Raw genomic sequence first — 13,520 nt, forward strand, 5'->3', positions numbered from 1 at the left:
ATATTTGAAAAAACCAATGTATATACGAATATTCCTGATAATTGTCTCTTTATTGTTCCCTGCTGTCCGTTCCGGTCTCAGGGCACAGGCCTCTATTATAAAGATAACGGAAGATATGGTGACGGATGAATCCGGCTCGGGCGACTATATGTCATGGTTCGATGAGCAGGATATGAGTAAAAAACCGATTACCAGGTGGATCACTTCCGGCAATGTGAATTGCTGGCCGGCCGGGTTGGTGATCGATTTGAAACGGATGTACCGCATCGACGCCGTTTATGTGTTCGACGCTCCGAAGTCTTATCGTGTGGAAGGCGGCTATCTGAAAGTTTCGGGCGGGCGTCCTTTCGAATGGTGCGACTCGGTCAGGCAACCCCTCCGCAATGGCGGGAAGTGGGTGAAGATCGCTTGTCCGATGCAAACTCGCTATATCCGGTTGCAGAAGAATGCAACCGTCATGTGTAATCTCGACGGGCAATACCCGGAGAATTGCGACCTGGCCATCAATGAGATTCTGATAGAGGGCGAGCCGCTCGGTGATCTCGAACCTGTGGCCAAGCCTGCCGGAAAGCGTCCCGAACCTTGTCCGATGGATCTTTTCATCGGTATGAATTCCTATATCAATACCCCGGATAAGGCACACGAAGCGGTAGGTTGTGTCCGCGAATACCGGCCTTGGGGTTGGAATGGCGTGACGGATCTCCAAACCCCTATTTCATGGGCGACTTTGCGGGATGGCAACAGTGATGATTATTACAGGAAACTGAAAGACATGGGTGTCGATTGCGTCCCCTGCATACACCGCCATGTGGATGCGAAAAACCAGGCCGAGCGCATCCCAGATTTCGGAGGTGATCCCGCTAATCCCGAGACATACCGTGTCATGGCCGATTATTCTTTTCAATATGTCGCACGCTATGGTTCCCGGAAGATACCCGACCGCTTGTTGCGTACCACAGAAGCCGCCCCGAAGAAAAGCGGACTCGGCTTGATCCGGTATTTTGAGAACTGGAACGAAGGAAACCGTGAATGGGGCGATCCCGGGGAGCATTTCAATCCTTATGTGTTTTCCGCCTTTTGCAGTGCCTCCTACGACGGCCATTTAGGAACAATGGGCGAGGGCTTCGGGGTAAAGCAGGCCGATCCGGATATGAAGTATGTATTCGGCGGCTTGGTCGGTTTGTCTCTTAGTTATATCCAGGCCATGAAGCTGTGGTCGGATTACTACCGCAACGGTTCTTTTCCTGCCGATGTCATTAATGTGCATCATTATTGTAACACACGTGGCAAGCAGCATCCGAAAGAAACAGCCTACGGGATCAGTCCGGAGGAAGACGGGTTGAAGGAAAAACTGGAAAAGTTAGTGAAGTGGCGGAATGCCAACCTGCCGGACAAAGAGATCTGGCTCACCGAATTTGGTTGGGACACCGATCCGAACACTTACCAGTCCGCAGCCAAAGGCCATAAGCTTTATCCGGACGGAATCACCATGAACGAGATACAGGGGCAGTGGCTTGTCAGAGCTTACCTTGCCGGTTCGGCTGCCGGGCTGGACCGCATGATGATGTTTTTGGTCAACGACATAAAAGGCTATACCCTGGGGGTGTACGGAAGTTGCGGGTTCTTTACGGTGGATGGCGAATACAAACCATCCTGGTATTACGTCAAAACAATGAAAACAGCCCTTGCCGGTATGGTGTTCGATGCCGAATGTGCATCGGGTAATAAGGATATTTGTGTGTATCGCTATAAAGACCGGAACACCGGAAAGCTGGCATATGCTCTCTGGTGTCCGACCAGCGACGGGACACGCAAAGACCGCTACCGGCTTCGCCTTGATTATCCTTCTGCCAAAGAGGCTGTACAGGTTTCTTTGGAGGATAAGAAAGAATTTGGTGAGAAACGAACGCTTTCCGTCAAAGCCGGCAAGGTGGAAGTCGATGTCAGTGAGCGCCCCGTCTTTATCCTTGTTGATCGGCCGGAGGAGGACGCTTCTCATGTAAAGGTGGACACTTCCGGAGATTTTATCACCTATGTTTCCCCGTATTATGCCCTTTCCTGGGCAAAAGATTTTCCGATGATGTCTTATTTCAATGTCGAATCGGGCGGAAGGAACAGGCGTTATCAGGACAAGTCGCTGTTGCGTCCCGGAAAAGGCGGATGCCTGATAGGAGAGGGTGAAAGTTCTTTCGATAAACAGGCGCCTGCGGTTTGCGACGGTTGGAAAACGGTTTATGAAGATGTGCCTCTTGGGGGGAAGAACCGGCTGGATTGTGTTGTCGAACCTTCGGGTGACAGGCGTTTCAGCCTGTCTGTCCGGAGTGTGTCGGATGCTATCGAAGGCGAGTTTTTCCGTGTGCATACTGCTCCCGATATTTCTCCGGTTTCCGTATGGGCGGAGAAAACAACGCGGGAACCCTCTTCTCAATATGATACTCCTGTTTCTATCTATACACCGGAAATCATAAAAGCCTCTTTCCGTCTTCCTGCCGTTTTGCATTTCCCCGACTGCGGGTTGGTGAAGGTTGAAGCTGACGATCCCGACATTTATCTGCAGGAACATTTCGTGCCAGACTACGACAATACCGGGCTCAACCTCGGCCCTTTCAATCGTGGAGGGCATGCCTGGCGGAAGTCCGTCCACACAGGTTCGGTCATCCTGTCTTTCCATTCGGAGAAACCGTTGAAGGAGGCCGGATTAACCTTTACGGTGCTCGAAGAAAACTATCCGCAGCTTCCGGGCTGCGACTTCTCGGACGCCCGCTTCGACGGCTTGAAGCGTTGCTGGCAGAACACATTTACGGTCAATCCTATCCATCAGTCGATGGGCGATAACATCCTTTTGGAAGGCGTCGGTCATCTGGCTTTGGCGTTTAAGGCGGATATGATCCCCTTCACGCCCGCTTTGTCCGGGACGTATTCGGTTTGCGACGCCTTGCGTACTTCCATCGAAGTGGCCTTGCGCGAACGGATCGGCGAAAACAACCGCCTTGGCGGAGGTTACGGGTGGGAAAGTACCGAAGTGACGCTGATCTCCCTCTATGACTACCTGTTAGCGACGAACGATTGGGCTTTTATCCGGCGTTATCAGGATGAGATTTCCCGGCTCGTACGCGGTGTCTTGGCTACTGATACGGATGGAGATGGTATTTTTGAATCTCCTTTCCACGGGAATTATATGACTCCGAACCGCGAAAGCCTGAATTGGTGGGACGATTTTGCATTCGGGCATAAAGACGCTTATGTCAACCTGCACGCCTATCGTGCTTTGACCGGAATGCAGAAAGTGCTAAACCTGCTTGGTCTGCCGGATGAAGCGAAGGCGGTCGGTACTCAGCTCGATAAGTTCCGTTCGGCCTTTGATTCCACATTCTATAATCCGGAAACCGGAATGTATGCCGGATGGATCAGCCGTGACGGGAGAGTGCACGATTACCAGTTTACCTTTATCAGTTCGATGGCAATCAACGAAGGCTTGGTGCCCGAAAAGCGTGCCCGCCAAATCCTGCAAAAGATGTTGAAGAAGTTGAAGGAGGAGGGATATGATTATGTCTACGGCATACCCGGCCCGCTTGTTCCCGTAGCCAAAGAGGACTTGGGAACTTGGGAGGAAATGACTCGCTGGGGACGCTACGAAAATGGCGGCCTTTGCGGTCAGGCGGCTTATCATTTCATTCAGGCATTATATAACGTCGGAATGCGCCGTGATGCCGACGAGATTCTTTTCACCATGATGGCTACTTACGAGCGCGAATATACCCATTCCGGCGTATTCACCGGCTATCTGCAAAGTGTAGACTGGCGGACAAAAGGAGGGGCTCCTACCGGATATAACTATCTGGCAGATAATTACTATTTCCTGCTTGCCGCCGTTACGGGATATTACGGAGTTAAATACCCTGAGCTGCAGGCTCCGTCTACCGATCCCGCTTATGCCGTGACGCTCTACGGTGACCGCCTGTTTGACGAAGACTGGAAGTTCTGCGAAGATTCCGTGGTGGATGCCTCCGGTATCTCCTTCGACGACTCCGGTTGGCGCACACTCACGCTTCCGCACGATTTCAGCATCGAACGCCGCTATCCGAAGGACGACCGACACGTTGGCCCGTTTGTAAAAGGGATCAAGGATTCGATCTCCACCGGTAATATTCCGGGCGGGACAGGTTGGTATCGCAAGCGTTTCATATTGGACGAATGGACTTCCCGGCAACAGGTCGGCATCCGTTTCGATGGTGTGATGGAACGTTCGGATGTCTGGATCAACGGGCATCACCTCGGTTTCCATCCGAATGGATATATGCCTTTCGGATACGATCTGACTCCATTCCTGAATCCTGCCGGAAAAGAGAATTTAATTGTAGTCCGCGCCTTTAATCCCGGCGATAACAGCCGGTGGTATCCCGGATCGGGCATCTATCGGCATGTCAGGTTGGCTGTCTCCGGTAAGCTCTTTATTCCGGATGATGAGGTACAGGTACAGACACCCGAAATCACGCCTGCACGGGCAAAAGTGGACATCACTTTTCCTGTCCGGAACCTGACGGATGCAGAGGCGGATGTGGTTGTGCAGCTTACGCTTGTGCAACCCGACGGGACTGCCGTCGAGACGAAAGAATATCCCGGCAAGATCGGTGCAAACGGGTCGGAGACTTTCAGGCTTACAGTTGAAGTGGAGCGGCCGGAACTATGGTCGGTCGACTCTCCTGCCTTGTATGAAGCCCGCATTCGGATTCTCTCTTCAAGTGAAACGACTGATTTCTACCGGACTGCTTTTGGCATCCGTTCGTTGGATTTCTCTGTGGACAAAGGTCTCTTGTTGAACGGCATCCCTGTTAAGTTGAAAGGGGCTTGTCTGCATCATGATAACGGCCTGTTAGGGGCAGCCGCTTATGACGGTGCGGAAATGCGCAAGGTGCGTCTGCTGAAAGAAAACGGCTTCAATGCCATCCGCACCAGCCATAACCCGCCTTCCAAACAGTTTCTCGATGCCTGCGACCGTTTGGGGATGCTGGTGATTGACGAGGCTTTCGATATGTGGGAACATCCCAAGCGCGACCAGGATTATCATCTCTTTTTCCGGGAACATGCGGCACGGGACCTGGCGTCGTTCGTGAAACGTGACCGCAATCATCCCAGTGTCATTATCTGGAGTATCGGTAACGAGATATACGAGCGTGCCGATAGCTCCGGGCTCAGGATTGCCGCCGAATTGGTTTCGGTTGTGAAGTCCCTCGATACGACCCGCCCCGTCACGCAGGCGATTTGCGCTTTCTGGGAACAGAAAGGGCGTGTATGGGAAGAATCCGCCCCGGCGTATGCCCTGCTGGATTTGGGTGGCTACAATTACGAAAAAGGGCGTTACCTTTCGGACAATAGGGCGCATCCTTTCCGGATAATGGTCGGCACCGAAAGTTTCCCTATCGAGACGCTTGAAAACTGGCAGGCGGCAAATCTTTATCCTTTTGTGTTGGGAGATTTTGTCTGGACCGGAATGGATTATATAGGAGAGGTCGGAATCGGTAATTTTAGTTACACCCGTGACGACAGGCCCTATTCGACGCCCACCCGTTCGTGGCCCTGGTATCTGTCCAACTGTGGTGACCTGGATATAAACGGAGATAAGAAACCGCAGTCTTTCTTCCGTGATGTGGTGTGGGGAAGGAGTGATCTGGAACTGCTTGTCCATGCTCCTGTCCCCGCAGGTGAGCGCGAAGTGATCAGCAAATGGGGCTGGCCGGACGAACAGCCTCATTGGAACTGGCGGGGGCATGAAGGGGAAACGCTGAATGTCCGTGCTTACTCGCGCTGTGACTCCGTGCGGTTGTATCTGAATGGGAAGTTGTTGGAGACGAAGGCCGTAACCGGTAAGTTAGTTGCAGCCTTTGATGTCCCCTTCTCTGCGGGCGAACTTCTTGCTGTCGGTATAAAAGAGGGGCGGGAGGTCGTACGTAAATCGTTGCGAACAACCGGCCGGCCGCATCATATCGTGCTGGTTCCGGAGAAGACAACGGTAACAGCCGATCCGAATGACCTGGCTTTCGTGCAGGTTCGCGTCGTGGATGAGGAGGGACGCGTAGTACCTGATTGTCCTGTCCGCCTTCGGTTCTCAGTGGAAGGAGAGGGCACTTTGCTTGCCTCCGGTAATGCTGCGCCGGATGATATGGAGAGTTTCCGCAATCCGGCATGCACTACGTATCAAGGAAAGTGCCAGGTTATTTTGCAACCTGGCACGAAGAGCGGAACAATGCGACTGAAAGTTTCAGCAGAAAGAATGCCCGCTGTGGAGATGGAAATCAACGTTGCTTCGGTCAGATATGAACCGATGTTTGTCAGATGAACAGGTTCACATTCGCTTCCTCCGCCCGTTCGAGGTAGGAAGCTACACCGCCCAGCGTGACGTTGTCCAGCAGTTCCTCTTTCTGTATGCCCATAACGTCCATGCTCATGGTGCAGGCAATCATTTCGATGCCATTGTCTACAGCTTGTTGTATGAGGCTTTCCAAGCTGTCGATCCGCTTCTTTTTCATGATGAGGCGCATCAGCCGGCTTCCGGCGCCGCCCATATTCATTTTCGACAGTTTGAGCTTTCCGCTGTGGGCCGGGAGCATCCAGCCGAACATTTTGCCGAAAAGATCTTTTGAGACGGCTGGTTTCCGGTGTTTCTTGATGATGTCCAGTCCCCAGAAGGTGAAGAACATTGTCACTTTCCGCCCTGTCGATGCCGCTCCGTTGGCAATGACGAAGGAGGCCAATGCTTTGTCGAGGTCGTCACTAAAGACGATCAGCGTCTTGTTGTCGGCCGCCTTGTCCGGAAGGTTGCAAACCTCCTGCTTCTCCTGTTTGCGGATTGTGGCGGCAACCACTCCGTTTTTATTTTCTAACGATACCAGTTCGGCACCGGTCATTTTGCACCAGGAGGCTACATCTTTGCCAAAAGCCTGGTCGGTGGCTGTAATCAGGAGCTGTTCGCCTGCGCCGAGTGTCGCATAGTTCTTCTTTAGTTGCATCACGGGCCCCGGGCACATCAGTCCGCAGGCGTCTACTTTCAGGGTGGTGGCTTGGGATGCCGAACATCCGCAGTTTGCAGCCTGCGACGAGTTAGCCGGGCAATCGTCTATCTCTTTAACAGGGGCGGTCGCTATGCTCCATGTCTTGTAACCTCCGGACAGGTTGCGCACATTTGTAAACCCGTTCTGCGTCAGAATGCGATAGGCCAGGTAACCACGCAACCCGACGGCACAGGTCACGACGATCGGTTTCTCTTTTGGCAGTTCGGCAAGATGTTCGCGCAGTTCGTCTACCGGGATATTGATAAAACCGGGGATCGTGCCTAATTTGTATTCCTCGCGTGTACGGACATCGAGCCGTATCGTGTCGGCGGATAGTCCGTCTATTTCGCGCCAGTGGATGATCCGGGATTTTCCCTTCAGTATATTCTCGGCAACGAACCCTGCCATATTCACCGGGTCTTTGGCAGACGAGTAGGGGGGAGCATAGGCGTGTTCCAATTCAATAAGGTCGTAGACCGTTCCACCGCGTTGGATCACCTGTGCCAGCATCTCGATCCGTTTGTCCACTCCTGCGAAGCCGACTACTTGCGCCCCTAACAACTTCCCGCTTTCCGGAGCAAATAGTATCTTGACAGACAGCGGAATGGCGCCGGGATAGTAGCCCGCATGCGACGCGCTATGTGTGTAGGAAGACAGATAAGCGATCTTCTCCCGTTTCAGCAACTTGGCATTGGCGCCGGCAGTGGCAACCGTCAGGTCGAACACTTTGGCGATAGATGTGCCCATCGTTCCCGGATACATTTCTTTGTTTCCATATACGATATTATCGGCTACGATCCGGCCTTGTTTGTTGGCCGGTCCAGCCAATGGGATGAGAGCCGGCTTGCCGGTCACGAGGTGGCGTACCTCTACGGCATCGCCAAGGGCATAGATGTCCGGGGCGGAAGTCTGCATATATTCATTGACGGCAATGCCTCCCAACGATCCGAGAGACAGGCCGGCCTCTTTTGCCAGTCTGGTTTCCGGGCGTACGCCGATGCTAAGCAATACCATGTCGGTCGCAATTTGTTTACCGCTACGCAGGTGTACGGTCACACCGCCATCCTTTTCCTCGAATCGGCTGACGCCATCCTCAAGATGCAGGCCGACTCCTTTGTCTGTCAGTTGCTGGTGTACGATTGCTGCCATCGAGAAGTCTAACGGAGCCATCACCTGGTTTGCCATTTCCACTACATCAACGTGGATTCCCTGTTCATGCAGGTTCTCTGCCATCTCTAAGCCTATGAATCCGCCGCCCACTACAACGGCGCGTTTGGGCTTTTCTTCATTGACGTATGCCTTGATCGTGTCTGTGTCAGGCACGTTGCGGAGGGTGAATATCTTTTTGCTTCCGATTCCTTCGATGCCCGGGCGGAGCGGTTCGGCACCCGGCGAGAGAACCAGCTTGTCGTAACTTTCCGTATAGGTTTCGCCGGTGGATAGGTTCTTCACTTCGACCTCTTTTTTGTCCGGACGGATGGCAGTCACTTCCTGTTCGGTGCGGATGTCGATGCGGAAACGGTTTGTAAAGCCTTTTACCGTCTGCACGAATAGTTTCTCACGGCTGTTGATCGTGCCACCTATGTAATAAGGTAGTCCACAGTTTGCATACGATACATATTTACCTCGTTCAAACAGGATGATATTGGCCTTTTCGTCCATTCTGCGCAGGCGTGCTGCTACGGTAGCACCTCCGGCTACACCTCCGATAATTAAGTACTTCATGTTGTTATGATTGTTTATGTTTATTATACATATTTGCTAATAGAAAATATTTGGGTAAAAAAAGGATTCAACCTTTTTCCATACAGGCTTTCAGTTTCCCGAACAGTCCGTCGAAGCGTAACTCCGCGTTCATCATTTGCCGTATTTTTTCTTTCCCGTCAGGGGTGAGGGAGAAGAACATCTGCCGTTTGTCGTTCTTATTGATATTGCGGCGGATATAGCCTTTGTTCTCAACTGCTGTTATCACTTTCGAGACGCGTGAGTTCGACAGGCCGATGTATTCGCTGATCATCCCGGCCGATTTCGTCTCGCCGTCTTTCAGGCAGCAGAGCAGCATGGCCTCGTTAATTGTAATATCGTGTACTTCGGCAAATGCTTTCTCGAATTGATATAATGTTTTGTATATATCTTTAATCGCACAAATTGATTCCATGTCTTTGTTTATTGTTGATGTGTGCAAAGATATATATTATTTTTAATATGAATATTGTTTAGTGGAAAATATTTATCCGGATATAAATGTTTCTTTTTGAAACCGTCCGGAACCGTCGGAAAACAAAAAAGAGAATAGATATGCTCCATTCTCTTTTTTGTGTGATAAGTTAAGAATACGTTTAGTCTCTGTTAGAGAAGTATTTCATAAACTGAGACCGCTCGTACATGGCCGGGTTCGGGATGTTGGCATAGTTCAGCTTGCCTTTGAACTGGTCGAGCGACTGGTAGTGTGCCTGGTGCATCCATTCTTCTATGCAGGTAAGAATCTGTGAGATGATTTCTGCCCCATGCGTGTAGATTGCGCTGCACATTTGTACGGCAGATGCGCCTGCCAGCAGGCATTTGACGACATCTTCCCAGTCGTGTACTCCGGTAGAGGAGGCGATGCTGATTCCGGGTATCTTGCCGGAGACAATGGCTGTCCAGCGCAACGTATCGCTCAGGTCGGAATGGTTGCTGAATACGTTACCGGATACGATTTGCATATTGTTGATATCGATGTCCGGTTGGTAGAAACGGTTAAAGAGGACGATACCGTCTGCACCGTTTATCGTCAGCGTATGGGTAAGTGCCGGAATATTTCCGACCATTTTGCTTATTTTAATCATCACCGGAATGGAAATGGTTTCCTTGACTTTACGGATGATGCTGACATACAGGTCGCGCATGTTTTCATTGCTGTAGGTCAGATCCGTCTCCAGGAAGAACACATTAAGTTCGAGAGCATCGGCTCCTGCCAGCTGGATCTGGCGTGCAAACTCGATCCATGCGTCCGATTTGTAGCAGTTGATACTTGCAATGACGGGGATGGTACATAGCTCTTTCGTTTTCTGGATCAGTTCCAGATAGCTGTTAATCTGATTGGCTTTTACATAACCGTGTATGTAATCGGCTGCTTCGGGATAATCCGAATCCTGCATCAGTACGTCGCTCTGCATTTCAATCTGCTCTTCGAAGAGTGATTTCAATACGATGGCACCTGCACCTGCTTTTTCAAATTCTTTATTCCGTTCAGGGTTGTTTGTTAATCCAGAACTTCCAACGATCAGTGGATTACGGAGCGTAAGGCCCGCATATTGGGTTTTAATGTCAATCATGTCAGATTCAATTATGTTCAACGATTACAAAAGTAAATATTTATTTTGTCGAATATTCATTCATGCTATTTAAAATGGTTAAAAGCTCAATACTCCCTTTCCCCGAAAATACTTGTGCCGACACGTATCATTGTGCTGCCTTCGCGGATGGCGATAGGGTAGTCGTGGCTCATTCCCATGGACAGTTCACGAAAATGGCTGTTCCCTTTAAAAACAGAGTCTCTTAGCTCTGTAAAAAGGGTGTGAAGCGTATGGAACTCCTGTTGTATCAGCGTCGTGTCGTCGGTGTTGGTAGCCATTCCCATAAGTCCGGAGATACGGATATGCGGAAGGGCGTCGGGTGCCAGTCCGCGCAATAATTCGCGGCATTCGTCTGGACTGAATCCGTGTTTGGCTTCCTCCTGTGCAACGTGTATCTCTAACAGGACGTTGACGGTCCGTTCGTGTTTGGCTGCCTGTTTGTTCACCTCCTGTAGCAACTTCAGCGAGTCGATGCTGTGAATGGTGTGGATGAACGGCGCGATGTCTTTCACCTTATTGCTTTGGAGCGGGCCGATAAAATGCCATTCTATGTCACCGGGCAATACTTTTTGTTTCGCTGTCAGTTCCTGGGCCCGGCTTTCACCAAATACACGTTGTCCGGCATCGTAGGCTTCCTGCAGGGCCTCGACGGGATGAAACTTGGAGACCGCCACCAGCGTGACACCTGCCGGCAGCGATGCTCTCAGTCTTGTTATATTTTCGGTGATGCTCATGCCTCTCTTGCTTCCGCCTGTTTTTTCTGTTCGGCTATCAGTTCTTCTCCGGATTTCTTCTCTGCGGGGACGTTGTTGGCGTCAAAGGGGAAGACGTCCATCAGCTGGGTTTCCGTAACGGATGCGATGGTATAATCGGCCAATGTGCCTTTCATGCCGTCTTCCAATACGGCAATGGCGTCTTTCAGGTTGGAGGCTTGCGCCAGCATTTGTGCAGCGGTTTTCTTTTCGGCTCCGCTCTTTTCGTCGAGCGTGATGAAGTAGACTTTGATTTTATAGAAACGGTCGCCGTTTTCGTTGAAAAACAATTCCGACAGGCGGGCGCGTTTGATGTCTGTCACTGTAAATTCCCCGGATATGAAGGGACGGATTTCTTCGATGATGCGGGCTTCCGCTTCCGTGAACGACAGGGCGTCAACCAGATAAGGTTCCGTCACTTTCTTTTGCATTCCATTCTCCAGCACTTTTTCGAAGGAGACTTTACATTCAAACCAGTTGTGCATATTTTATATGTTTAATAATGTCCATACTTATATTACAAATACAGTACAAATATAGCGGCAATTCGGGAATTAAACAACCGGAACCGGTTTCTTTGTCAATTATTGGAATCCTTGTGAACCTTTCGATGTATGCTTTGGTTATATATATGTAGTGTGTTTTTTCATGGTATTAGATTTTTAGATTAGTAATTAGGTTGTTTTGCCCGGTTCGTGAAGGATAGGGTAAAGGTTCTAAAATATCAGAGCCGGTGTGTTTCGGATTTATCCGGTGCATGCCGGCTCTTTTATTTTTCAGAACTCGTCGTTGGCATAGAGGGCCAGGAGGTTGTTCATCTCGTAATTGAAAATCTCATCGTCGTTGAAGAAACGTTTCAGTTCGATAGCTGCCGTTTCAGGCGAATCGGAGGCATGCACGATGTTTTCCTGGACACTCATGCTGTAGTCTCCGCGTATCGTTCCCGGCTGGGCATTCCTGCCGTTGGTGGCTCCCGCGAGTTGGCGCACGACGTGGATGGCGTCTACCCCTTCCCAACAGCATACGATTACGGGACATACCGACATGGCGTCTTTGATGCGCTGGAAGAATGGTTTTTCTTTCAGGTGCGCATAGTGTTCACTGAGGATCTCGTCTGTCAGCCAGGTCATTTTCATACCGGCCAGGCATAAGCCTTTTCTCTCGAAGCGGGAGATAATTTCCCCAATCAGTCCTCGCTGAATGGTACATGGCTTCAGGATAACAAGTGTCTTTTCCATTCTGATTTGTGTTTAAAGATTTGTCGTGATTGTCAAAGATAAGACATTTATTTATAATAGGTTAATTTATAGTATAATTTTCTATAAAGAATATTGGTATAGAGGGTGGAAAAGAATACGAATGTTATTTTTTTTGGACATAACAAATCTTCTGCACACGATGCCGTTTGTGCGCAGAGAGATTGTATTATTTAGTATGCGGACCCTTTTCCCCGCTGGGAACAACCGTATTGACTGACAATAGATTATCTCAAAAACAGTTCATTAAGGTTACATTGATTAACATTCAGACAAATAAAGCTATCAAGGTCCGATTACTTAATATATCTATATTTCCTCCAATCAGGGAATGTATCCCGAAGGAAGTCCCGGAGTGTTTGACGATTGACTCCGAATTTCTCAGCGATTTCGTTCATCGAACATTTTTCGTTGATCATTTTCCGGATGACATTTTCCTTCCCGGACAGCTTCACCTGTACTGGTTTTTTCCCTTTGGGGCGTCCGAGTTTCGTGCCCTCCACTTTTTTACGTGCAAGCGCCTCACGGGTCCGTTGCGAAATCAGATTACGTTCGATCTCCGCGCTCAGGCTAAATGCAAAAGCAAGAATTTTGCTATTGATGTTATTGCCTAATTCATAGCGCTCTTTGACGGTAAGAACGATGATATCCCGTTCCATACATTGATGAAGGAAACTCATAACCTGCATCAAATTACGTCCTAACCTTGATAATTCTGTCGTTACAAGTGTGTCCCCTTTACGAACTTGTTTTAATAATCTGCCGAGTTGGCGATCAGATACACTTGTTGTCCCACTGATTGTTTCGTCTACCCAACGATCGATACGGAAACCTTTCGCTTTTGAATAGTTTTCAATCTCGAAACGCTGATTTTCAGTACTCTGCTTATCTGTACTGACTCTTACATAACCGTATATCATACTATCTGAATATTAAATGAATAACTAAAGATACATCAGAATAAGGAATGAAAGGGTGGGATTAGTATTTACCAACTTTTTTTATTGTCGTATGATTATAAGAGAGCATCCCTTGTACAAAGGTGAATATAATAATTTAAACGAAAGACGCCCGTAATCCAAAAATTAAATTAAAATTTACGTAGAAAAGGTGGAAAGGAGTACA

The 13,520-nt window shown here is 49.6% G+C and carries 8 protein-coding genes; 1 reads left to right on the forward strand and 7 read right to left on the reverse strand.

Annotated elements, in window-relative coordinates; all coding sequences use genetic code 11:
- Positions 1-16 precede the first annotated feature (16 nt).
- Positions 17-6,337, forward strand: coding sequence for a glycoside hydrolase family 2 TIM barrel-domain containing protein (locus DWW90_RS07100; protein WP_122344476.1), 6,321 nt, complete (start codon positions 17-19; stop codon positions 6,335-6,337).
- Here the strand turns inward: DWW90_RS07100 and DWW90_RS07105 are convergent.
- From DWW90_RS07105 to DWW90_RS07135, 7 genes are all read right to left on the reverse strand, one after another.
- A complete protein-coding gene (locus DWW90_RS07105) occupies positions 6,330-8,774 on the reverse strand; it encodes an FAD-dependent oxidoreductase (protein ID WP_122344477.1) in 2,445 nt (814 codons plus the stop codon). The two genes, DWW90_RS07100 and DWW90_RS07105, sit on opposite strands and share 8 nt — an antisense overlap.
- A gap of 67 nt (positions 8,775-8,841) precedes the next feature.
- The gene (locus DWW90_RS07110) at positions 8,842-9,207 is read right to left on the reverse strand and encodes a MarR family winged helix-turn-helix transcriptional regulator (RefSeq protein WP_115499064.1); all 366 of its coding nucleotides are present in this window, start codon (positions 9,205-9,207) and stop codon (positions 8,842-8,844) included.
- Positions 9,208-9,388: 181 nt separating this feature from the next.
- Positions 9,389-10,366, reverse strand: coding sequence for a dihydroorotate dehydrogenase-like protein (locus DWW90_RS07115; protein ID WP_122344478.1), 978 nt, complete (start codon positions 10,364-10,366; stop codon positions 9,389-9,391).
- A gap of 86 nt (positions 10,367-10,452) precedes the next feature.
- Complete coding sequence (locus DWW90_RS07120) at positions 10,453-11,121, reverse strand: YggS family pyridoxal phosphate-dependent enzyme (protein ID WP_122344479.1); 669 nt, start codon at positions 11,119-11,121, stop codon at positions 10,453-10,455.
- A complete protein-coding gene (locus DWW90_RS07125) occupies positions 11,118-11,624 on the reverse strand; it encodes a DUF4494 domain-containing protein (protein WP_122344480.1) in 507 nt (168 codons plus the stop codon). Before DWW90_RS07125 ends, DWW90_RS07120 begins: the two co-directional genes overlap by 4 nt.
- 291 nt (positions 11,625-11,915) lie before the next feature.
- Entirely contained in the window at positions 11,916-12,377 is a 462-nt protein-coding gene (ndk, locus tag DWW90_RS07130) for a nucleoside-diphosphate kinase (protein ID WP_122332235.1), read from the reverse strand.
- A 314-nt stretch (positions 12,378-12,691) separates the two neighbouring features.
- Complete coding sequence (locus DWW90_RS07135; RefSeq protein ID WP_115499059.1) at positions 12,692-13,315, reverse strand: master DNA invertase Mpi family serine-type recombinase; 624 nt, start codon at positions 13,313-13,315, stop codon at positions 12,692-12,694.
- Between the last annotated feature and the right edge of the window lie 205 nt (positions 13,316-13,520).

The sequence above is a fragment of the Parabacteroides sp. AF17-28 genome, assembly GCF_003479205.1.
Taxonomy (GTDB): Bacteria; Bacteroidota; Bacteroidia; order Bacteroidales; family Tannerellaceae; genus Parabacteroides; species Parabacteroides acidifaciens.